This window comes from Actinoplanes sp. NPDC048988 (genome assembly GCF_043197815.1).
GTDB lineage: Bacteria > Actinomycetota > Actinomycetes > Mycobacteriales > Micromonosporaceae > Actinoplanes.
The window spans coordinates 146,374-167,297 of the sequence record NZ_JBICTW010000006.1 but is presented as its reverse complement, the minus strand read 5'-3'; the positions used below and the strand labels follow the sequence as shown (position 1 = coordinate 167,297).

Below are 20,924 nucleotides of genomic sequence, written 5' to 3'. Positions count from 1 at the left end.
CGCTCCGATCAACTCAGGAGGGTGCAATGGCGGACCTGCCACCGAAGCAGCCCGGTCCACCGGACCAGGCCGAAGACGTTCCCGCGCCGGCGCCCCAGCTGCTGGTCATGCCGCCGACCGACGCCATCCCGTCGATCGTCTGGCCCGGCGCCGACGGGGAGACGGCCTGGGCCATCCCGGTCCAGATCCCGTCGGGCACCCGGGGATTCGCGGTGTTCCTCCCGATGGTCCAGGTCGAGACCACGCCCTCACAGCCGGCCGCCCCCAAGCCGGTCACCCAGCCCACGCCCACACAGGCCGCGCCGCAGCCGACGCCCGCACAGGCCGCGCCGCACCCAACGCCCGGGCAGCCCGCGCCGCAGCCGACGCCCGCACAGGCCGCGCCGCACCCAACGCCCGGGCAGGCCGCGCCGCAGCCAACGCCCGCAAAACACACGCCCGCACCGCAGGCGGCGCCCGTGCAAGCGGCGCCCGTGCAGGCGGCGCCCGTGCAGCCCGTGGCGGCGCCAGCCGGCGCGGCTCAGGAGCCCCGGGTGGTTCCGCCGCCGAACCCGCAGGCGGTGCTCGCCCAGCGCCCGCAACCCCAGCCCTACCCGCAGCCGTTGCGCCCGTTCGGCACCTACGAGAGGCAGCCGAGCGCCTGGTCGACCTTCCGCAAGAAGCACTGGCCCGGCCCCAAGCAGGCCCGCGGCAAGGCCGTACCGGCCGGTGTCCTCGCCGGCGCCGTCGGCTTCCTGGCCTTCCTGCCGCTGAACCGGGTCGGCATCGGCTGGTTCCTCGGCTGGCTGGCGCTCACGCTGGGCGTCGGCTTCGCGGTCCGCCAGGCCAAGGATCTGTCCCGCCAGGAGCGGCTGATCCGTTCCGGCTGGGCCGCGGCCGCGCTCGCCCTGCTGCTCGTCCCGGCCTTCCGCAACGCGTGGTGGCTGGTCACATTCAGCGTGCTGGGCGCGATCGGCTGCACCGCGCTGGCCATCGTCGGCGGCCGGCAGGTCCGGTCGATCCTGTTCAGCCTGGTCGCCGCCCCGTACGCCGCGCTCGCCGGCATCCCCTGGGTCCGCCGGCATCTGACCGCCGGCCGCAACCCGGGGATCACCCGGCGGATCTTCTTCTCGGTCGCCCTCACCGTCGTCGTGCTGCTCGTCTTCGGCGCGCTGCTCTCGTCGGCTGACGTCGCGTTCTCGCAGCTGCTGGACGACGCCGTGCCCGATTTCAACGTCGGCGCGATCTTCAAGTGGATCTTCCTGGCCGCGGCCGGCGGCCTGCTCGCCGTGTCCGGGATCTACATGCTCACCGCTCCCCCGGCGACCTCCAGCCTGGACACCGGCGGCCGGGGCCGGTTCGGCCTGATCGAGTGGGCCCCGGCCGGCGCCGCGCTGGTGCTGCTCTTCGCCGGTTTCGTGGCGGTGCAGTTCACCGTGCTGTTCGGCGGGAGCCGGCACGTGCTGAAGACGGCCGGGCTCAGCTATTCGCAGTACGCCCGCAGCGGCTTCTGGCAGCTGGTCGCGGTCACCCTGCTGTCGCTGGCCCTGATCGCGGCCCTGGCCCGCTGGTCGAAACGGGACACCCGGGCGGAACGGCTGCTGTTGCGCGTACTGCTGGGCCTGCTCTGTGCCCTGAGTGTCGTCATCGTGGCCTCGGCACTGTCGCGCATGTGGGAGTACCAGCGCGTCTACAGCTTCACCGGCGAGCGGATCTTCGTGATGGCGTCCGAGATGTTGCTCGGCGTCATCTTCGTGATGATCGCCGTGGCCGGTGTCAAGTGGCAGGGCCGCTGGATCCCGGCCTCCACCGTCGGCCTGGCCGTCCTGATGCTGCTCGGCCTGGCTGCCCTGGACCCCGAGGGCTATGTGGCCAGCCGTAACGCGGCCCGCTACGAGGGCTCGGGCAAGATCGACGCCTGGTACCTGCGTGCCCTCTCGGCCGACGCGACTCCCGCTCTGACCAAATTGCCCGACCCGGTACGCCGGTGCACGCTGAGCTGGATCGCCGAGGATCTGAAGGAGCCCGATCCCTGGTACGCCTGGAACCTCGGCCGCCAGCGGGCCCGCGAAGCCCTCGACAAGCTGGGCCCGGCCGCCATCGGAAGCCAGAAGGACTGCAAGGCGGCCGACCAGTTCGACCTGCCCAAGACGCGCCGCTGAAGGAGGTGCTCCGGCTTTCGGGCCGGAGCACCGGAATAACTCCGTGTGGCGTACGTTGTATTGCCCTATGAGCCTGAGCCATCAGCTGAACCGCCTGATCGAAGCCGGTCTGACCGACGTCACCGGCGTAAGCCCGGCCGAACTCGCCGCCCACGTCGCCGAGCTGCCCGACGAACCCCACGGCGTGCTGGCCGTGCACGCCACGCTGGCCACCGCCCGGCAACTGGCGCCGCTGCTGCGCCACCGCGACAAGCCCGGCTTCGTCGTCGAGGACCTGACCGACCTGGAGGATTTCGTTCCCCTGGACGGCCTCGACGTGCCCGCCGGGCCGCTCTACGTCATCCATGATCCCGACCGCGGCGACGACATGCGCAACTGGAGCCCGAACGAGGCGCTACCGGCGATCCTCCAGCGGGGACGGACGCCGCTGACCGTCAACGAGGGCATCAGCTGGCTGCTGCAGGAGCCGAAGGTGCTCGAGCCCAACCACTGCTTCATGACCATCGGCTCCCGCAAACCGAAGGGCGGCGCCCTCGACGCCCGAACCCCCGCCATCTGGATCAGCAACGGGACCGGCCGCGACGGCGCCACCCACCGCCGGGCCCCGAAGGTCGGCTGGTGCTGGGCCGGCAACCGGCACACGTGGCTCGGTTTCGCGTCCGCTGGTCAGCGGAAGCCGAACACCGGGGGCAGGATCAGCACGACGGTCCAGAACCACACGGCGTACACCGGCAAGTAAAGGGTCTGCCATCGTTCGATGGCGGCGAATCCGCCGCGCCGGCGGACGAATCTCAGCAGCAGCCACGCCGACCAGGCGAGGTTCACCAGCAGCACGATGTTCTGGCCGATCGCCGTCACGTTGTTGGGGGTGGTGCCGTACTCGGCGATCCGGCCGGCCATCGTGTAGAGCACCAGAGCGTCGATGAGCAGGGCGCTGAGCACGAGGGCGAGCTGCATCACGTCGAACGGCCCGCGCGGGGCCAGCGGGTCACGGGCCGACTGGGAGTACAGCAGCAGGCCGAGGACCACCGCCAGCAGCAGGTCGAACATGACCAGCGCGCTGCGGTCGACGTCGATGCCGCGGCCGTTCCAGCCGATGACCACGAGGTAGCCCAGCAGGGCGGCGGTGAACAGCGGGGTGAACAGCCGGGTGAGCACCGGCGCGATGTTCTCGATGACGCCCTGTTTGACCTCGACCAGCCATCCGCCGACGACGACCGCGGCCACCATGCCGCACGGCACCACCCAGTCCTCGATGAGGGGGTCGGCCTGGACGCCGATCGCCTCGAAGATGCCGTACAGGAAGGCGATGAGGACCCCCCCGCCGAGCATCATCAGGACGACGTAGACGAACCATTCGCCGGTGAAGCGGATGAAGTCCATCCGCCGGCGTGTCGAGCGCGGGTCGTCGGAGACGTAGGCCAGGCCCAGCACCAGCCACAGCGCGGCCGGCAGATGTGTCATGATCAGGCCGACCGTTTGGGAGTCGCCCTCGGGCGGGTAGACGTTGGCCACGACCGCGCCCAGCGCGAACAGGGCCACCAGCACCCCGTACACCCAAGGGGCGGGCCGGCGCCGCCAGAGCAGGAAGCCGGCCAGCCACGGGAAGGCGAACAGGCTCAGGTTGGCGCCGTAGAAGACGCCGAAGTCGGTGAACGAGCGCCCGAACAGCGCCGGCACCTTGATCGAGACGATGGCGCCGGCCACGCAGATCAGCATCGCGTACAGGTCGCGCCGCTTGGCCGGGTCGCCGGAGCGGCCGGACTCGCCGGTGAACATCAGCTGCTTCCACAGCCGTTCGGAATGCTCGCGGGCGAACTCCCGGGACAGGTCGTCGAGCCCGCCCATCCGCTTGACCGCGACCAGGAACGCCTCGTCGCGGCTCAGCCCGAGCGTGACCAGCTCGTCGACCGAGTCGCGGAGGTGGTCCTCGAGCTCGTCGGCGTCGGACTCCACCAGCTCGGGCCGTCGGCGCACGTACTGCCGCCACTGCACGAACTGGTCCTCCAGCTCGTCCTTGCCGTTCGTGACCGTCACGCGGTGCCCTCCAGAGAAATGAACAGTGGCCAGACCTGCTTGAGCGTGCCGACCACCGCCTGCCATTGACGTTGTTGCTCGGCCAGTTCGGCCCGGCCCTGCGGGGTGATCCGGTAGTACTTGCGGCGGCGCTCCCCGGCGACCGCCTGCCAGCTCGCCTCGACGTGGCCGAGGCGCTCGAGCCGGTGCAGCAGGGGATAGAGGAAACCCTCGGTCCAGTCCAGCTCACCGCCGGACAGGTCGTTGATACGCCGCAGGATGGCGTACCCGTAGCTCTCGCCTTCGGCGAGAATGCCCAGCACGATGGGTGTCGCCGAGGCGGCCACGAGGTCCTTCGTCACACGCACGGGCACCTCCCTGATACCTAGAAGTACGAGGCATAGTAGTTCTAGGCGTCAAGGAACGGAATACTTTTCCGCCGGCGGGTGCAACCGCGGCGGGCCTGCCGAGCGAACTGACAGGTGAACCCTTATCGGAGGAAGGAGGTCGATGAGCTCCGACGACGAGCTCGCCGAGCGGTTACGCGACGGCGACGAGACGGCATTACGTACGGCGTACGACAGACATGGCTCAGCCGTGCTGTACCTGGCGCAACGGCTGCTGGGCAACCGGGCCGACGCCGAGGACGTCACCCAGCTGACGTTCGTGGCGGCCTGGACCGGCCGGGACAGCTTCGATCCCCAACGCGGGAGCCTGCTGGGCTGGCTGCTCGGCATCGCCCGGCGCAAGGCGGTCGACCGGCTGCGGTCGGCGGCGCGCGAACAGCGTACGGCCGAAGTGGTCCAGGCTCAGCAACCGCCGCCGCCGGATCCCGAGCACACACCGGAGCAGACTGTCGACCGGCTCGTGGTCGCCGACGAACTGTCCCGGTTGCCGGCCGAACAGCGGCGCACACTGGAACTGGCGTTCTTCGACGATCTCACTCATCCACAGATAGCGGCGGTCACCGGACTGCCGCTCGGTACGGTCAAGAGCCATATCCGCCGGGGAATGGCCAACCTGCGACGTCGTTGGGAGGTGGACGGTGCAACATTTGGATCCCGATCGGCTGGTCCTACTCGCGCTCTCTGAAGAACTCGAGGAACTGAACGAAGCCGACCACCTGACGCAGTGCGACGTCTGCCGGCACGAGATGCAGGCTCTGCGCCACGTGGCCGAGCTCGGCTCCGGCGGGCAGGAGCTGCGCGATCTGCCCCCGCCGCCGGAACACGTCTGGCAGGCCATCGAGGCCGGCATCGCCCAGGCGCCGGAACCCGCCCGCCCGGCGGCCCCGGTGGTCGACATCCGGACGGCGCGGGGACGGCCCCGCCGGGCCCGGCCCCGGTGGCTGACGCCGGTGCTGGCCGCGGCCGCCGCGGCGGTCCTCGCGGTGGCCGGTGTGATCGCCGTGGACCGGCTGGCCGGCCAGGCCCCGGACGATCAGGTGATCGCGCGGGCCACACTGGAGCCGTTGAAGACCGTGCCGCCGAACGCCGGCGGTGACGTGCAGGTGCTCTCCGACGGGCAACTGCGCATCGACGTGAGCAACCTGCCGCTGACCACCGGCTTCCACGAGGTGTGGCTGCTCGACCCGGACAGCCCGGGGAAGATGGTGGCCATCGGCAACCTCTCCGACAAGCCGGACGCGCTGCTGCCCGTGCCACCGGGCACCGACCTCAACCGGTTCCGCCTGGTCGACGTCAGCGACGAACCGCACGACGGCGACGCCACCCACTCGGGCCGCAGCCTGCTGCGCGGAACTCTCACAAGTTAGGTGCATCCATCCGGCCTCCGCCGGGCGAAGTACGGGGTGGTGGCACCGCAGCCACCCCGTACCCGGAAGGACGCACGACAATGAGGATCACCCGAGCCGCCGCCGTCGCGACCGCGGCCATCGTCGCCTCCGCCCTTACCGCCGCTCCGGCCAGCGCACATGGGACCAAGCCGCTGGGCACCAAGTCCCTGGCCGCGGTGCTGACCGCGGACAAGAGCGGCTTCGACCGCAACGGTCACGACTACGACATCCTGACCGCCGCCGTGCAGGCGGTGCTCAAGGCCAAGCCGGCCAGCCCGGTCAAGGTGCTGGCCGACGGCAAGACCCCGGTCACCGCGTTCATCCCCAACGACCTGGCCTTCCGCCTGCTCGTGGCCGACATCCAGCACACCAAGCGGCTGCCCGGCGAGAAGGCGGCCTTCACCGCCGTCGCCGGTCTCGGCATCAACACCGTCGAGTCGGTCCTGCTCTACCACGTCGTCCCGGGCAGCACGATCGACCGCAAGGCCGCCCTCAAGGCCGACGGCGCCAAGCTCAAGACGGCCGCCGGCTCCACCATCAAGGTCGACGTGTACGGCCCGCGCTGGCACAAGCGCATCGCCCTCATCGACGCCGACCGCAGCGACCGCAACCCGCGGGTCAACCGGTTCGACGTGAACAAGGGCAACAAGCAGATCGCCCACGGCATCGACCGGGTCCTGCGCCCGATCAACCTGCCCTGACCCCGCGTCACCACGACGACGGATAAAGGTGACGGCAGCCGGCCGGGGTCTCCCCGGCCGGCTCGCCCGTCTCGGCGGTCTCGGCCTCCGGGTCGTCCCGGTCGTCCGGGTCGCGCCGCTCCGGGCCGGTGAGAGCGCCGCGGTGGTCTGCACGGCGAGGCCGGCATCGGCAAGACCGCATCGGCCGGCAGCCTCGACACGAGCGGCCTGCGGGTGCTGCGGGCGGTCGGGGTGCAATCGGAGAGCGATTTCCCGTACGCCGGGCTGGATCAGCTCCTGGGCGTCCTGACCCATCGGCTCGATCAGCTGCCCGAGCCGCAACAGATCGCGCTGGAAACGGCCCTGGGGCTACGGTCGGCGCCGCCGCCCAGCCCCTTCCTCGTGGGCCTGGCCGTGCTCGGTGTGCTGGCCGAGGAGGGCCCGCTCTTCTGCCTGGTCGACGACGCCCAGTGGCTGGACGAGGCCTCGCGCCGGGTCCTGACCTTCGCCGGCCGCCGGCTCGCCTCGGAGGGCATCGCCCTCGTCTTCGTTGCCCGCTCGGCCGGCACCGACTCGAGGGCATGGACCGGCTCGAGGTCGGCGGGCTGGCCGAACCCGAGGCCCGGGCGCTGCTGGGCCGGGCGCTGAGCGAACCGGCCGGCCCCCGCGTCCTGGACCGCTCCCTGACCGAGGCCGCGGGCAGCCCGCTGGCCCCGCGCGAGCTGCCCCGGGCGCTGCGCTACACCGGCCCGGCGGCGGCGCGACCCCGCTCGCCACCCGTATCGAGCAGAGCTTCCGCTCCCAGCTCCAGCCCCTTCCCGAGCCGGCCCACCGGCTGCTCCTGCTGGCCGCCGCCGACCCCACCGGCGACCCCGATCTGCGGTAGCGGGCCATGCGCGCCGCCGGCCTGGGCCGCGAGGCGGTCGACGCCGTCGAGCGGGCCGGGGCCCTGACCGTCGGGTCCCGGGTGCTGTTCCGCCACCCGCTCGTCCGGTCCGCGGTCTACGGCGCCGCCGGCCCGGTCGACCGCCGACGCGCCCACGCCGTGCTCGCCGGCGCCCTCGACGACGACCCGGACCAGCGGGCCTGGCATCGCGGTCAGGCCGCCGTCGAACCGGACGAGCAGATCGCCGCCGAGCTGACCGCCTCGGCCGGGCGAGCGGGGAACCGGGGTGGCGCCGCCGCCGCGTCGGCCCTGCTCGAACGGGCGGCGGCCCTGAGCCCAGCACCGGCCGGCCGGGTGCGGCGCCGGCTCGCCGCCGCCCAGTCCCGGCTCGACTCGGGCGCACCGGAGCGGGCGAGCGCACTGCTGGCCGAAGTGGACGCCGACGCGCTGAGCGAGCGGGACGCGGCCGTCGCGGCCCGGCTGCGGGCGCAGGTCGAGTACCAGACCAGTCGGGACTCCGCCGTCGCGTACGACCTGCTCGCCGCGGCCCGGCGGCTGACCGGCCCGGAACCGGAACTGGCCCGCGGCACCTACCACGAGGCCATGTTCACCGCCGTCTTCGCCAGTGGCCTGCCCGGCGGCGCCGCCGACCGGCGCCGGGCCGAGGTGGGCCGGGCCGTGCTCGACGCGATCGGCGCCGACTCCACTCATCCGGTCGACATGCTCGTCCGCGGGCAGGCCCTGGTGGGCGTCGGCGACCGGGCCGCGGCGATCCCGGTGCTGCGGCGGGCGGTGGCCGGGCTGCTCGACGGGCCGCCCGGGCTCCTCGCGCCGCAGTGGCTGGGCTGCGACTGCACCGCGGCGATCGATCTGTGGGACCTCCGGTCGTTCCGCTGTCTGGCCGACCGTCATGTCGCCGCCGCCCGGGCCGGTGGCCTGCTGCTGAGCCTGCCGGTGGCGCTCTCGTTCGCCGGGTCGGCCGCGCTGGCCGAGGGGCGCCTGGCCGAGGCGACCACACTCGCCGACGAGATCGACGTGGTGAACGACCTGACGGGTCATCCGTTCCCCCGGCACATCCGCCTGCTGACGGCGGCCTGGCAGGGAGACGCCGAGTCGACCGGGCGGTACGCCGGACAGATCCGCGCCGGCGCCGAGGCCCGGGGCGACGGCAGCGTCCTGAGCATCGCCCACTTCGCCGAGGCGATCCTGGCCAACGGGCTCGGCCGATACGACGAGGCGGTGGCGGCCGGCGTCGCCGAGCTGCCGCACATCCGGGAGGTCAACTACTCGTCCCGGATCCTCGGCGAGCTGGTCGAGGCCGCGACGCGGGTGGGCGACCACGCTCTGGCCAGGCGGGCACTGGCCGAGCTGACCGATCTGACCGAGCCGGTCGGCGGGGACTGGGCGCTGGGCACCCTCGCGGCGGCCCGCGGCCTGACCAGCGCCGACGCCCAGGGCCATCACGTGGTGGCGATCGAACGGTTCGCGCGGGCCGGCATGACCGTCTATGAGGGCCGGGCCCGATTGTCGTACGGGGAATGGCTGCGCCGCGGCCGGCGCCGCGTCGACGCCCGCGAGCAGCTCCGCGTCGCCTACCGGCAGCTGTCCGAGCGCGGGGCGGCCGGGTTCGCGGCCCGGGCCGGCCTGGAACTGGCGGCCACGGGCGAGACCGCGCGCCCCCGCACCCCGGTGACCGACGGCCGGTTGACCGTGCGGGAGCTGAACGTGGCCCGCCTGGCCCGCGACGGCCTGTCCAACCGCGAGGTGGCGACCCGCCTGTTCATCAGCGTCCGCACGGTGGAGCACCACCTGCGCGGGGTCTTCCAGAAGCTGGGCCTGCGCTCCCGTACCGAACTGGCGGCGGCCCTGGAGTCAGCTCAGGCCGGCGATCCAGCGGGCGGTGCGCACGAACGTACGGCGGGCACTGTCCTTGTCGTCGAGGAAGCTGCCGATCAGCAGTGAGTCGCGCAGCATCGCCAGCGCCTCGGCCTTGAGCTCCACGTCCTCGCGGCCGGCCTCGGCCAGCATGGCGCGCAGGTCGTCGTGGAACCAGGCCCGGTGCCGGGTGACGACCTGACGGACCGCGCTCCGCGGGTCGGGGAACTCGCCGGCCGCCTTGATGAACGGGCAGCCGAGAGTGTGCCGGTCGGCGGCGTCGAAGGCGATGCCCTCGATGGCCAGCTCCAGCTTGTGCTGGGGTGAGACCGCCTTGGCCAGACCGGAGTCCCAGAGCTCTTTCATCCGGGCGTCCTCGTGTTCCAGGTACGCGACGACGAGTGCTTCCTTGCCGTCGAAGTGGCGGTACATGGTGGTCCGGGTGACGCCCGCCTCCTGCAGGATCCGCTCCACGCCGACACCGTTGATGCCCTCGGTGTAGAACAGGCGGCTCGCCGTCCGGAGGAGCTGATCGCGCGGGGCGACCGCGTGCTTTGTACTCGCCATGACCTCATCCTACAACTCGGAATGATCGTTCCTTCCGTCATAGGTAACCGGGGTCACTACTCCCTTGTTCCCGCTATCTGCCTGGTGCTTAGCTTCAGGCACCGAACGGAATGATCGGTAATTCCGCTACCGCCTGGAGGTACACCATGAACCGCACCCGCAAGGTCGCCGCCGCCGCGGCGGCCGTCGCCGCCCTCGCGGTTTCGGCCACCCCGGCCACCGCGCACGGCACGGCCAAGCCGACCGTCGTCCTCGTGCACGGCGCCTGGGCCGACGCGTCGAGCTTCGCCCCGGTCACCGCGCTGCTCCAGCACCGCGGCTACACCGTGCTGACCGCACCGAACCCGCTGCGCGGCCTGGCCGCCGACGCCGCCTCGGTCGCCGCCTTCGTCAACCAGGCCACCACCGGCCCGGTAGTGCTGGCCGGGCACTCGTACGGCGGCGCGGTCATCACCAACGCCGCCGCGCTGACCCCGCGGGTCAAGGCCCTGGCCTACATCGACGCCTACGCCCCGGACGCCGGCGAGACGATCGTCCAGCTGACCGGGGCCAAGCCCGGCTCGGCCCTGGCCGCCCCCGCCGAGACCGTCTTCGACGCCGTGCAGGACCCGTCGCTGCCGGCCGGCGACGTCGACCTGTACGTCAAGCGTGACCAGTTCCCGCGGATCTTCGCCGCGCACCTGCCCGCCGCCACCGGCCGGGCGCTCGCGGCCGCACAGACGCCGATCGCCGCCCGCGCCCTACAGGAGCCCTCCGGCGCCCCGGCCTGGAAGAAGCTGCCCAGCTGGTTCGTCGTCGGCACCCGCGACCAGGTCATCCCGGCCGCCGAGCAGCAGGCCATGGCCAAGCGCGCCCACGGCCACGTCACCACCGTCACCGCCGACCACCTGTCCACGCTCGAGCAGCCGGCCGCCGTCACCGCCGTCATCGAGCAGGCGGCCGGGCGATGACCGTCCTGTTCATCCCGGGGCTGTGGATCCACTCCACCGCCTGGGAGCCGTGGCGCGAGCTCTTCGACCGCGACGGCTACGACTCGATCGCACCGGGCTGGCCCGGCGAGGCCCCCAGTGCGGCGCTCACCCGGCAGGCGCCGGACCGGCTCGCCGGCACCGGGGTGGCCGAGCTGACCGCCCACTACGCCCGGCACGCCACGGCCCTGGCCGAGCCGCCGGTCGTCGTCGGCCACTCGTTCGGCGGGCTCGTCGCGCAGAAACTGCTCGCGGCCGGCCTCGCCCGGGCGGCGGTGGCCATCGACCCGGCTCCGGTGAAGGGCGTCAAGGCGCTCCCGTTGGCCCAGATCCGGAGCGCGTTGCCCGTACTCAGCCGCAAGGCCAACCGGGACGGCTCGGTCATGCTCACCCGGCGCCAGTTCCGGTACGGCTTCGGCAACGCGGTCAGCCGCGAGGAGTCCGACCGGCTGTACCAGCGCCACGCGATCCCCGGGCCGGGGCGTCCCATCTTCGAGCTGACCGCCGCCAAGAAGGACCCCGCGTCGCCGACCGAGGCCGGCCTCGACGACAGCCGGCGCGGGCCGCTGCTGATCCTCGGCGGCGGCAAGGACCACACCGTTCCGGCGGTCGCCGCCCGCCAGGCGGCCGCTCTCTACCGCCCCGGCCATCGCACCGAATACCGGGAACTGCCCGGCAAAGGCCACTCCCTCGTCTTCGACAGCGGCTGGCGCGACGTCGCCGGTCTCGCCCTCACCTACCTCAAGGAGCAGTCATGATCACCCCGCCGCCGTTCGACCCCGAGCTCAAGACCGTGCTCGACGTCGTCAACCAGACGATCACCCCGACCCTGCTGCCGTCGCACCTCTCGGCCCTGCGCGGGCCCGGCTTCACGCCGACGCTGGAGCAGCTGATGGAGGGCCGCGACATCACCCACGAGGTGCACGACGCCGGCGGTGTGACCGTGTCGGTGTTCCGGCCCTCGAAGCCGTCGGAATCGGCGCCCGGCTTCTTCTTCACCCACGTCGGCGGCATGATCTTCGGCGACCGGTTCGTCGGGGTCGCGCCCGTCGTCGACTACGTCGAACGGTTCGGGGCGGTCGTGGTCACCGTCGAATACCGCCTGGCGCCGGAGCACCCGGCCCCGGCGGCGCTCGAGGACTCGTACGCCGCACTGGTCTGGACCGCGAAGCACGCGGCCGAACTCGGCATCGACCCCGGCCGGCTGATCACCATCGGCGGCAGCGCCGGGGGCGGGCTGACCGCCGGGATCACCCTGATGGCCCGCGACCGCGGCTTCCCGGCCCTGGCCGGGCAGGTGCTGATGTACGCCATGCTCGACGAGCACAACGACAGCGTCTCCGCCCGGCAGATCGACGGCCTCGGCATCTGGGACCGGACCAGCAACAACACCGGCTGGGACTTCTACGTCGGCGACCGCCGGGGCACCGGCGACATCACCGCGTACGAGTCCGCGTCGCGGGCCACCGACCTCACCAACCTGCCACCCACGTACGTCGAGGCGGGCTCGGCCGAGGTCTTCCGCGACGAGGACGTGGCGTACGCGTCCGCGCTGTGGGCCGCCGGCGGTGACGCCGAACTGCACATCTGGCCCGGCGGGTACCACCTGTTCGAACTGCTCGCCCCCGACGCGACGCTGTCGATCGCCGCCCGCGAGACTCGGGCGGCCTGGATCGCCCGCCTCCTCGCCCGCCTCGCGGACCGTTCATGACCTGCCGGTTCCTGGTCACCGGCGCCACCGGCAAGACCGGAGCCGGCACCGTACGGCTTCTGCGCGAACGCCACGACAGACGCTCCGCGGCCCTGGCCGCCCTGGGCGCCGACGTCGTCGCGGGCGACCTGCGCGACCTGGCCGCGGTCACCGCGGCCACCCGCGGCGCCGAGGGCGTCTACCTCTGCTACCCCGTCGAGCCCGGCCTGATCGAAGCCACCGCCACGGTGGCTCAGGCCGCGGCCGACAACCAGGTGGCCACGGTCGTCAACATGTCACAGGTGTCCGCCCGGCGCGACGCCGTGAGCAACGCGGCCAAGGAGCACTGGCTGGCCGAGCGCCTGCTCGACCGGGGGCCGTTCCGCACCACGCACCTGCGGCCCACGTTCTTCGCCGACTGGATGATCTGGGGCTGGTCCGACGAGGGTGACGGCGGTGTCATCGGCCTGCCTTTCGGGTCGGGCCGGCACGCACCCATCACCAGCGAGGACCAGGCCCGGGTCATCGCCACGGTGCTGGACGACCCGCTGCCGCACGCCGGGCGCACCTACCAGCTCTACGGCCCGCGGGAGACGGACCACACCGGGATCGCCGCCGTGCTGACCCGGGTGCTCGGCCGGCCCGTCCGCTACGAGCCGATGGACCTCGACGCGTACCGGTCCGGGCTGCTCGCCCGGGGCCTGCCCGCCCACATCGTCCAGCACTTCGCCGGCGTCGAGGACTTCGCCGTCGCCCACCGCGACGACTTCCACGGCATCGGCCAGTTCGCCGTGCCGAACCCCGTACAGGAGAACTGATGCGCTACACCACTTTCGGCACCCGGACCGGCCTGCGGGTCTCCGAGTACGCCCTCGGCACCGCCTCGTTCGGCACCACCTGGGGCGGCGCCACCCGCGACGGCGCCCGGACCATCCTCGACCGCTTCGCCGAAGCCGGCGGCACCCTGCTCGACACGGCCGACGTGTACGGCTTCGGCGAGGCCGAACAGATCCTGGGCGACCTGCTCGGCGCCGACCGGGACAGGTTCGTCCTGGCCGGCAAGTTCACCCTCGGCGCCCAGCCCGACCTCGGCGTCACCCGGACCGGCAACAGCCGCAAGGCGATGCGGTCCGCCCTGCACGCCTCGCTGAAACGGCTCGGCACCGACCACCTCGACCTCTACCTGGTCCACCACCCCGACTCGGTCACCCCGAGCGAGGAGATCGTCGGCGCCCTGGACGACCTGGTCCGCGCCGGCGACATCCTGCACGGCGGCCTGTCGAACTTCCCGGCCTGGCGCGCCGCCCACGCCGCCACGGTGGCCGACCGGGCCGGCCGGTCGGCGACCCTGGCCGGCCTGCAGATCGAGTACAACCTGGCCGACCGCGGCGCCGACCGCGAACTCCTGCCCGCCGCCGAGGCGCTGGGCCTGGGCGTGATGCTCTACTCCCCGCTGGGCGGCGGCCTGCTCACCGGCAAATACCGCGCACGAGAGGAAGGCCGCCTGTCCGGCCCGGTCGCGATCGGCCAGCAGGAGGACACCCCCCAGAAGGTGGCCACGGTGGACGCCCTGCTCGACATCGCCGCCCGTACCGGCGAGAAGCCCGGCCGCATCGCCATGGCCTGGCTACGGCACACCAGCCGCCGCTGGTCCACAGCGATCGTCCCGGTCATCGGCCCCCGCACCCTGTCCCAGCTCGACGACTACCTGGCCGCCCTGGACCTGGACCTCCCCGCCGACGACCTGGCCACCCTGGACAGGGTGAGCGAGCCCCAGCTGGACTACCCGCAGAGCGCGCTGCGCACCTACACCGGCCCAGCCCTCGGCGGCGCCGCGGACCGCTTCACCCGCATCCGCCCGGTCGCCTGACCCTCCATCGGGTGGGGCGGCTCTACTTCTAGTTCTCGCTGCTCCACTCGTCGAACGGTGCCGCGTCGTCAGCCATCGTCAAAACATACGAAGCGACCCGGAAGAACGAGCCGAAGTCGCGGTGGTCAGCCACTCATCAAGCAGGTTGTGCTGCCGATCCTCGGCCCGGTAGACGGGACGGCGGTCCGTGGGATCGATCCGGCAAGCTGACAACACTCACCGCTGGGCGCGCCGCACAACGGCGGCGACGAGGAAGGCCGTTCCGGCGGCGCCGGCCGCCATCAACACCAGCTCGCCCGCGATCAGGGCGGGTGGCAGGTCGGTGAGGCCCGGCACGCGCCCGGCCGAAACCGGACGACCGAAACCGCTCCCCCACACCTTCCACGCCATGGGGGCGAGGTCGGCCACGGCCAGCAAAGCGAAGCCGGCCGTGGCCGGGCCGGCGGACGGCCCCAGCCGTCGCCGCCACAGCACCGAAGCGACCAGCCCGGCAACCAGAACGATCGAGTACGCCGCGCCGAACATCAGCCCTCCGCCGGCCGGGGCAGCCGCAGGAAGAGAGACCCGGCCAGGGCCGACATGCCACCCACGGCCGCCACCCCGGTGACCGTCCCGACCGTCAAGTTCCAGCGAACATAGGCCAAGATCCCGGAGCTGGACGCACCACCCTCGACCAGACCCAGCGTGAACAGCTACCACACGACGTCACCGATTGCGGCCAGGGCCAGCAGCCCCAGCCCGCCCGCCGCCAGCCACGCGACCCGCTTCAGCCGACCCCGGTGACGCATCACCCAGCCGGCCCCGACGGCCAGGACGCCCACCACGAACAGCGTCTCCAGCACGAGAAGCACCCTCACCGAAGCCCCACCAGTCTTAAGAATCGAAGGTCAGAAAAGCCGCCCCCGGTACGGGTGGGCGCGGCCCTGCCCCTCCTCCCACCGAAGAAGGTCAGCCTGCCATTCCGGTAGATCGGGACGGTACTCCCGGATGGCCGGCGGTTCCGGCTGAGCGACCAGGAATCGCCAATAGTCCTCGATCGCCGTCCGGGCGATGTCGGCGGGAAACTCACCCTCGGCGCCGGGCACCCACAGGTTGGTGATCAGCAACGCCGTCGGCGTGAACGACACGGCGTAGTTCTCGCTGCTCCACTGCTCGAACGGCGGCTCACCGCGAGCCACCTCGTCAGCCATCGCGAGCGCGTCCAGGATGACGATGAAGAAGGTGCCGAGGTCGGTGGTCAGCCACTCACCGAGCAGGTCGTACCGCTGATCATCGACCTGATAGACGGGACGGCGGAACGTGGGATCGATCCGCAGGCTGACAACACTCACCGCGAGCCTTCCGATGCGCTAAGGGACGGGCCAGCCGTGCGTGAAGCCGCCGGACTGGTTGTAGAAACCTTCGATCGTGACGCCATTGTAGGTACCGGTCCACTTGTTCCCGGACACCCGCGTCGAGTTCCTGAAAGCACCGGAGATCGCGTTGTCGACCTGTGCCGGTGTCCAGTCGTCGGGGAAGAAGGTGCTGGCGCGACCGTTTCCCGCTTTCGGTTTCCAGGCGCCGGCCGGCGGGTTCAGGGTGGGGTCGAAGAACTCGGGTTCTGCCTTGTACACACCGTTCGGGTAGGTGACCTTCGTTCCGGGCTTGAGGCGACGGCCGGGGAAGTCCTCGCCGCCCGGGCGGTAGTGGTAGCCGGAGCCTTTGGACTGGCCCGGCCGGACGTGGCCACCGCCGATGGTGTGGGTGGTGAACTGGGGGTTCATCCGGTCCGGGCGGGAACGCTTGTGCGTCTTGCGGAGGAACCGCAGCGCGGCCCGCATGAGGCGGCCTGAGCCCTTCGCCATGTTCGGTCACCCGTCCAGCAACTGGACGATGGCCTCCTGCACGAGGTTTCCGACGACCGTCCGGGTCAGCTGCTGGAAGATCGGGATCTCGGCCAGGCTCGCGCCGAACGTGGGCACCGCCGTCGCCAGCGCCTGCGCGATCGCCGCGGCCAGGATGGCGAGCTGGGCGATGACGGCCACCTTGAGGGCGAGCACGATCCCGCCACAGATCGTCAGGCCGGTACCGGTCAGCGTGGCGGCGTTCGCACCGTCCAGAAGCGTCCGGGCCGGGCTGTCCTCTCTGGCCCACCACGCCTGGAACGCGGCCACCGCCTCGCCCTCGTGATCGGTCCACACCTCGCCGGCGGTCGACGTCGCGTCCGACACGATCGCCTCGAGCCGGTCGGAGAACGAGATCCACGCCTGCCCCATCTCGACCAGCGCGGTCTCGTCGGCCTCCGGCCAGTTGTAGCCGAGTACCCCGAGCAGCGACCGGAGCTCGCCCGGGATCTCCATGCCCACGGTTCAGTCCCCCGGTTCGGTGAGCAGACCGTGGAACCGGCGGCTGGCGTTCTCGTCCGCCTCGGTGTACCGCGCGCTGATGTCCATCACGTCTTCGCCGGCCAGGGCCATCTCGTCCAGGGCGTCCTGGTAGCACTCGAACGCCCAGGAGGACACCTCGTCGTGGGCGGCACCGATCAGCGACCCGATGTCGTCGCTCCCCCAGGGCGTGCCGTAGCCCGCCAGCTCGGACCGGAAGGACGCCAGCTCCGAGGAGAGCCGCGCGGCAACGCCCCGCAGAGCGGACCCGGACGCGGCGAGCCGCTCCGGATCGATCGAGAAGCCGGTCATCGGTCACCGGCCCGGCGGGTGAGCTGTTCCTGCGCTTCGGCCAGCGACGCGGTCAGCTTCGCGAACTGGCGCTCGGCGTTGAACTGGATGTCCTTGAGCTGGTCGGTGAGGGTACCGAGATCGGCCGAACCGGCGAGGGCGCCGGCCCGGCCCTGCAGGTCGGCCAGCGCGGCGTTGACGGCCGATTCGATCTCCCGCGCCAGTTCCCCACCGGCCAGCCGTAGCACCGAAGGGTCGAGCTCGAGGTTCTCGATCCGCCCGGGCGGCACCGCCCGGACCCGGATCCGCCCGTCCGCGGCTTCGCCCGCACCGACCGGTGGGTCCGGCTCCTGTCGCTCGCCGGAGGGCGCCTGTGCGCGGCCCAGCGCGGCCACCACGTCGGCCAGCGTGCCACCCGGGCCGGACGGATCGATCGGGCTGTTCATCGTCAACCTCCTCGCGGGCGGGCAGTCTCACCCGCCCGCGACGATATCGACACTCGTCCACCCCGGCCGGAGGGTGCCGGGGCGTTCAGGCGATGCGGTAGGCGCGGATGACGGTCTGTTCGACGGTGTTGCCGGTTGAGGTGTGGGCGGTTGTGCGCAGGGAGGCGAAGCCGGCGGTCCGGGGGTGGTGGACCCAGGCCACGCGGGTGGTGCCGTGGCCCCGCACTGTGGCGTTCTGCCAGGTTCTGCCGTCGTCGTAGGAGACCTGGGCCGATACCGAAGTGACATTGCCCGGTGTGGCGCCGGGCTGGGATTCGAAGGTCAGCGGTACGGGGAACGACCGGCCCCGCGGTGTGCTGTTGGCGAGGCCCAGCGCGGGCGACATCCGTACGGTCAGCAAGGGCAGTGGTGTGGCCTTAGCCGTCGATCCGGATCGGAAGGTCCACGTGCTGGTCACCGACGTCGACAGCTCGTACGGGGCCGTCCGCTTCGCCGTCGCCGTCATCCGGTACGCGCCGGCCGCCGCGGGCACGGTGAACTGGCGGGGCTGCTCGGCGTTCTCGTCGATCGTGCCGATCGCCTGGCCGGCCCGGTAGAGCGTGATGGTGCGGGGTGCGGCGGTGACGCCGTTCACCCGTACGCCGGACGCGTCGACGTACGAGGGCAGGTCGACGCTGATGGTGTCGCCCTCGCGGGTGACCGAGCCGGCCGCCACCGACGGCGCGAACACGGCCCTGTTCCACGCCAGCCGGTAGGTCCGGCCCGGCCGGTACTGGGCCGGGGAGCGCTGCGCGAATCCGAGGTAGACGTCGGCGTCCACGTCGTACTCGCCGAAGCCGGCCGACCAGAGGATCCCGTTGTCGGTGTTGACGAAGTCGGTGCGGGACGCCGGCATCGTGATCCGCGTGTCGGGGCTGTAACCGGTCTCGACGAGCTGCCCGTCGCGGCGGGAGAGGGCGGTGAAGCCCACCATTCCGGGCGCGCGGCCGGCCGACCGGGCGTAGGTGCCGGCGATCGCGGCCAGGTCCCGGCGCTGGTACGCCTTCGCGACGCCGGTCGGGAAGCGCCCGTCGCGCGGCCAGTGCAGCCGGAACGACGAGGTGGGCGAGGTCAGGGTCGTCGTGACGGCCGAGTGGAACAGCGGTTCGGCGCTGTGGTCGCCGACCTCGGCGAAGGAGAGGCCGGGGCCGGGGCCGTTGATGGCGGTGTCGCTGAAGATCCCCTCGGGGGAGAGCCAGGTGCCGCGGATCGCGGTGAAGGTCGCCTCGGCCCTCTTGTCGGGTACGGAGACGGCTACCGGTTTCGCCCGGCGCGCGTCGAGGTCGACCGTCAGATCGTGGTCGACGACCAGGCGGGGCTGCACGAGCAGGGAGGTGGAACCGTCAGCGCCGGTGACAGTGCTGCTGACGCCGTACGTGCCGGCGGGCAGCCGGATCGTGGAGCCGGTGGCCTCGGCGTACGCGAAATTTCGCAGATCGGTGAAACCGGTGAACTGATCGGCCGGTACGGCGCCGTCGTGCCCGGTGTGGCGCAGGGTGACCGTGTAGGTGGGGCCTTCGCGGTGGACGCCGAACGGGACCTCGACCCGTACCCCGGCCGGGGCCGTGGCGACGATCCGGCCGCCGATCCACTCCTGGGTGGTCTCCACTGTGGTGTCGGCCGTGAGTTTCGCGGTGGCCGTCGCGCCCGGGGCCACGGTCAGTGTGGGCTCATCGACGGTGAACAGGCCGGCCGGCGCGGTGGTCTCGACGGCGAGCCGCAGCGTCACCGGCGAGGTGCCGTCGTTGCGGAAGGTGACCGTACGGGCGATCGGTTTGTCGTCGGCGTGCGGGAACCGCACGGTGCCGAAATCGACGCTGCCGGCGCCGGTGGCCACCGTCTGCGTGATCGCGCGCGCGACGTCGACCCGGCCGGCTCCCTGGGCGTACGTCTCGAGGCCCGGTGTCGGCTCGGCCGAGGCCATCAGGGCGGTCTTGAGCTGCCGGCCGGTCCAGCCCGGATGCTGCTGGGCCAGGATCGCGGCCGAGCCGGTCACGTGCGGTGTCGCCATCGAGGTGCCGGACAGGCTGGTGTAGGCCGGGTTCCCGGCCGGGTCGCCGATGGTGGCGTGCGCCGCCTTGGCCGCCACGATGTCCACCCCGGGGGCGGTGATCTCAGGCTTGACCAGGTCGCCCTCGACCGCGGGGCCCCAGTTGGAGAAGTCGGCGATGGCGTTGTCCCGGTCGACCGCGCCCACCGACAGCGCGGCCGCCGCCGATCCGGGCGAGCTCACCGGCGCGTGGCCTTCGTTGCCGGCCGCGACGACGAACAGCGTGTGGTACCGGGCGCTCAGCTCGTCGACGGCCGCTTCCATCGGGTCGGTGCCGGGCTCGTCGTCGCCGCCCAGGCTCATGTTGACCACCGGGGCCCGCGACGCGGCCCAGGCCATGCCGGCCAGGATCGCCGAGTCCTGGCATTCCTCGCCGGGGCAGACTTTGCCGATCAGCAGCTGGGCGCCGGGGGCCACGCCGCGGTAGCGGCCGTCCGAGGCGGCGCCCGTGCCGGCGATGGTGGAGGCGACGTGCGTGCCGTGCCCGAGGGCGTCGTCGGCGTCGGGTGCGTCGGTGAAGTTGCGCACCTCCTTGAGCCGGCCGGCCAGGTCGGGGTGGGTGGCGTCGACCCCGCTGTCCAGCACGGCGACGGTCACGCCGGTCCCGTCGAGGCCCTTCTGCCAGGCGGCCGGGGCGCCGATCTGCGGGACGCTGTGGTCCAGGTTGAGCTTCCGCTTGCCGTCCAGCCAGACCCGGTCGACGCCGGGCCGAAGGGTCCGCTGGGCCGGGCCGCCCGCGGTCAGCGCCGCCCACAGGTCGTCGCGCTGCTGCCGGTTCGCGCGCACGGCGACCATGTCGAGGTTGGGCAGGGTCGCGGTGACCTCGGCCGCCTTCGGGGCGGCCGTGCCTTCGATCAGCAGCGGCAGGGCGGCCGGCCCGGTGTAGCCGAAACCGGCCAGGGCGGTGAGGTCGAACAGCCGGCGGTCGAGACGGCCGGCCCGGACGAGCGGGAGCGCGTCGGACGGGAACACGTACCGGTGCCCGCCGTGCGCGCTCTCCACAAAGGTCACCTGGTCGCGGCCGGGCGCCCGGTCGACGCTGACGTGGCCGCCGCTGCGCACGACCCGGTCCCCCGTGATCAGCGTGAAGTCCTGCCGGCCGGGCGTAGGGGCCGCGGCGCTCGCTTCGTCCACCGCGACCGTGCCCACGGCCAGCAGGCCGGCCAGGGCCGCGGCCCAGATCCGTCGTCTCACAATGATCCTCCGAAGTGTGTGGTCCGGGGATGACGCCCGAGGGGCGCCGCCGG

General features: G+C 72.3%; 24 protein-coding genes. 13 read left to right on the top strand and 11 right to left on the bottom strand.

Going from position 1 to position 20,924, the window contains the following annotated elements:
- Positions 1 to 26 precede the first annotated feature (26 nt).
- Together ACGFJ7_RS21465 and ACGFJ7_RS21460 are read left to right on the top strand one after the other, a co-directional pair.
- Positions 27 to 2,141 (top strand): DUF4153 domain-containing protein, encoded by a 2,115-nt coding sequence (locus tag ACGFJ7_RS21465; RefSeq protein WP_392643335.1) that lies wholly within the window; start codon positions 27 to 29, stop codon positions 2,139 to 2,141.
- A 67-nt stretch (positions 2,142 to 2,208) separates the two neighbouring features.
- Positions 2,209 to 2,880, top strand: coding sequence for a DUF5701 family protein (locus ACGFJ7_RS21460; protein ID WP_392643333.1), 672 nt, complete (start codon positions 2,209 to 2,211; stop codon positions 2,878 to 2,880).
- On the opposite strand, the gene ACGFJ7_RS21455 is transcribed toward ACGFJ7_RS21460, so the two are convergent.
- Complete coding sequence (locus ACGFJ7_RS21455) at positions 2,808 to 4,178, bottom strand: permease prefix domain 1-containing protein (RefSeq protein WP_360256235.1); 1,371 nt, start codon at positions 4,176 to 4,178, stop codon at positions 2,808 to 2,810. The genes ACGFJ7_RS21460 and ACGFJ7_RS21455 overlap by 73 nt on opposite strands.
- Positions 4,175 to 4,525: a helix-turn-helix transcriptional regulator gene (locus tag ACGFJ7_RS21450; RefSeq protein ID WP_360256232.1), complete on the bottom strand. Its 351-nt coding sequence runs from the start codon at positions 4,523 to 4,525 to the stop codon at positions 4,175 to 4,177. Before ACGFJ7_RS21450 ends, ACGFJ7_RS21455 begins: the two co-directional genes overlap by 4 nt.
- A gap of 142 nt (positions 4,526 to 4,667) precedes the next feature.
- Here ACGFJ7_RS21450 and ACGFJ7_RS21445 point away from each other — a divergent pair, with 142 nt between their 5' ends.
- The 6 genes from ACGFJ7_RS21445 (at position 4,668) to ACGFJ7_RS21420 (ending at position 9,480) form a co-directional block, all read left to right on the top strand.
- A complete protein-coding gene (locus tag ACGFJ7_RS21445) occupies positions 4,668 to 5,249 on the top strand; it encodes a sigma-70 family RNA polymerase sigma factor (RefSeq protein WP_360256230.1) in 582 nt (193 codons plus the stop codon).
- A complete protein-coding gene (locus ACGFJ7_RS21440) occupies positions 5,203 to 5,931 on the top strand; it encodes an anti-sigma factor (RefSeq protein WP_360256228.1) in 729 nt (242 codons plus the stop codon). Before ACGFJ7_RS21445 ends, ACGFJ7_RS21440 begins: the two co-directional genes overlap by 47 nt.
- A gap of 80 nt (positions 5,932 to 6,011) precedes the next feature.
- The gene (locus ACGFJ7_RS21435; protein WP_360256226.1) at positions 6,012 to 6,653 is read left to right on the top strand and encodes a fasciclin domain-containing protein; all 642 of its coding nucleotides are present in this window, start codon (positions 6,012 to 6,014) and stop codon (positions 6,651 to 6,653) included.
- A 147-nt stretch (positions 6,654 to 6,800) separates the two neighbouring features.
- The gene (locus ACGFJ7_RS21430) at positions 6,801 to 7,280 is read left to right on the top strand and encodes an AAA family ATPase (RefSeq protein ID WP_392643632.1); all 480 of its coding nucleotides are present in this window, start codon (positions 6,801 to 6,803) and stop codon (positions 7,278 to 7,280) included.
- Positions 7,214 to 7,585, top strand: a complete 372-nt coding sequence (locus tag ACGFJ7_RS21425; RefSeq protein WP_392643331.1) for a hypothetical protein — start codon at positions 7,214 to 7,216, stop codon at positions 7,583 to 7,585. Before ACGFJ7_RS21430 ends, ACGFJ7_RS21425 begins: the two co-directional genes overlap by 67 nt.
- Entirely contained in the window at positions 7,525 to 9,480 is a 1,956-nt protein-coding gene (locus ACGFJ7_RS21420) for a LuxR C-terminal-related transcriptional regulator (RefSeq protein WP_392643330.1), read from the top strand. Before ACGFJ7_RS21425 ends, ACGFJ7_RS21420 begins: the two co-directional genes overlap by 61 nt.
- Here ACGFJ7_RS21420 and ACGFJ7_RS21415 read toward each other — a convergent pair.
- Positions 9,391 to 9,960, bottom strand: a complete 570-nt coding sequence (locus tag ACGFJ7_RS21415; RefSeq protein ID WP_392643328.1) for a TetR/AcrR family transcriptional regulator — start codon at positions 9,958 to 9,960, stop codon at positions 9,391 to 9,393. The two genes, ACGFJ7_RS21420 and ACGFJ7_RS21415, sit on opposite strands and share 90 nt — an antisense overlap.
- A 146-nt stretch (positions 9,961 to 10,106) precedes the next feature.
- On the opposite strand from ACGFJ7_RS21415, the gene ACGFJ7_RS21410 reads away from it, so the two are divergent.
- The 5 genes from ACGFJ7_RS21410 to ACGFJ7_RS21390 are packed head-to-tail and all read left to right on the top strand — an operon-like array spanning position 10,107 to position 14,488.
- The gene (locus ACGFJ7_RS21410) at positions 10,107 to 10,910 is read left to right on the top strand and encodes an alpha/beta hydrolase (protein ID WP_360256222.1); all 804 of its coding nucleotides are present in this window, start codon (positions 10,107 to 10,109) and stop codon (positions 10,908 to 10,910) included.
- Complete coding sequence (locus ACGFJ7_RS21405) at positions 10,907 to 11,686, top strand: alpha/beta fold hydrolase (protein ID WP_360256220.1); 780 nt, start codon at positions 10,907 to 10,909, stop codon at positions 11,684 to 11,686. The genes ACGFJ7_RS21410 and ACGFJ7_RS21405 overlap by 4 nt, the downstream gene beginning before the upstream one ends.
- Complete coding sequence (locus ACGFJ7_RS21400) at positions 11,683 to 12,639, top strand: alpha/beta hydrolase (RefSeq protein WP_360256218.1); 957 nt, start codon at positions 11,683 to 11,685, stop codon at positions 12,637 to 12,639. The genes ACGFJ7_RS21405 and ACGFJ7_RS21400 overlap by 4 nt, the downstream gene beginning before the upstream one ends.
- Positions 12,636 to 13,436, top strand: a complete 801-nt coding sequence (locus ACGFJ7_RS21395) for an NAD(P)H-binding protein (RefSeq protein ID WP_392643327.1) — start codon at positions 12,636 to 12,638, stop codon at positions 13,434 to 13,436. The genes ACGFJ7_RS21400 and ACGFJ7_RS21395 overlap by 4 nt, the downstream gene beginning before the upstream one ends.
- Positions 13,436 to 14,488: an aldo/keto reductase gene (locus ACGFJ7_RS21390; protein ID WP_392643325.1), complete on the top strand. Its 1,053-nt coding sequence runs from the start codon at positions 13,436 to 13,438 to the stop codon at positions 14,486 to 14,488. The genes ACGFJ7_RS21395 and ACGFJ7_RS21390 overlap by 1 nt, the downstream gene beginning before the upstream one ends.
- A gap of 216 nt (positions 14,489 to 14,704) precedes the next feature.
- On the opposite strand, the gene ACGFJ7_RS21385 is transcribed toward ACGFJ7_RS21390, so the two are convergent.
- The 8 genes from ACGFJ7_RS21385 to ACGFJ7_RS21350 all read right to left on the bottom strand — a co-directional run bounded on the left by ACGFJ7_RS21385 (position 14,705) and on the right by ACGFJ7_RS21350 (position 20,871).
- Positions 14,705 to 15,013, bottom strand: coding sequence for a hypothetical protein (locus tag ACGFJ7_RS21385; protein ID WP_392643323.1), 309 nt, complete (start codon positions 15,011 to 15,013; stop codon positions 14,705 to 14,707).
- A 167-nt stretch (positions 15,014 to 15,180) separates the two neighbouring features.
- Complete coding sequence (locus ACGFJ7_RS21380) at positions 15,181 to 15,345, bottom strand: hypothetical protein (protein ID WP_392643322.1); 165 nt, start codon at positions 15,343 to 15,345, stop codon at positions 15,181 to 15,183.
- Between the two features lie 30 nt (positions 15,346 to 15,375).
- The gene (locus tag ACGFJ7_RS21375) at positions 15,376 to 15,819 is read right to left on the bottom strand and encodes a hypothetical protein (RefSeq protein ID WP_360256205.1); all 444 of its coding nucleotides are present in this window, start codon (positions 15,817 to 15,819) and stop codon (positions 15,376 to 15,378) included.
- An 18-nt stretch (positions 15,820 to 15,837) separates the two neighbouring features.
- Positions 15,838 to 16,308: an EndoU domain-containing protein gene (locus ACGFJ7_RS21370; RefSeq protein ID WP_392643321.1), complete on the bottom strand. Its 471-nt coding sequence runs from the start codon at positions 16,306 to 16,308 to the stop codon at positions 15,838 to 15,840.
- Between the two features lie 30 nt (positions 16,309 to 16,338).
- On the bottom strand, positions 16,339 to 16,833 hold the full coding sequence (locus ACGFJ7_RS21365) for a hypothetical protein (RefSeq protein ID WP_392643320.1): 495 nt from the start codon (positions 16,831 to 16,833) through the stop codon (positions 16,339 to 16,341).
- A 3-nt stretch (positions 16,834 to 16,836) separates the two neighbouring features.
- The gene (locus tag ACGFJ7_RS21360) at positions 16,837 to 17,163 is read right to left on the bottom strand and encodes a hypothetical protein (protein ID WP_360256197.1); all 327 of its coding nucleotides are present in this window, start codon (positions 17,161 to 17,163) and stop codon (positions 16,837 to 16,839) included.
- Positions 17,160 to 17,588, bottom strand: a complete 429-nt coding sequence (locus ACGFJ7_RS21355) for a YbaB/EbfC family DNA-binding protein (RefSeq protein WP_360256195.1) — start codon at positions 17,586 to 17,588, stop codon at positions 17,160 to 17,162. Before ACGFJ7_RS21355 ends, ACGFJ7_RS21360 begins: the two co-directional genes overlap by 4 nt.
- An 85-nt stretch (positions 17,589 to 17,673) precedes the next feature.
- Positions 17,674 to 20,871, bottom strand: coding sequence for a S8 family serine peptidase (locus tag ACGFJ7_RS21350; protein ID WP_392643318.1), 3,198 nt, complete (start codon positions 20,869 to 20,871; stop codon positions 17,674 to 17,676).
- Positions 20,872 to 20,924: the final 53 nt, after the last annotated feature.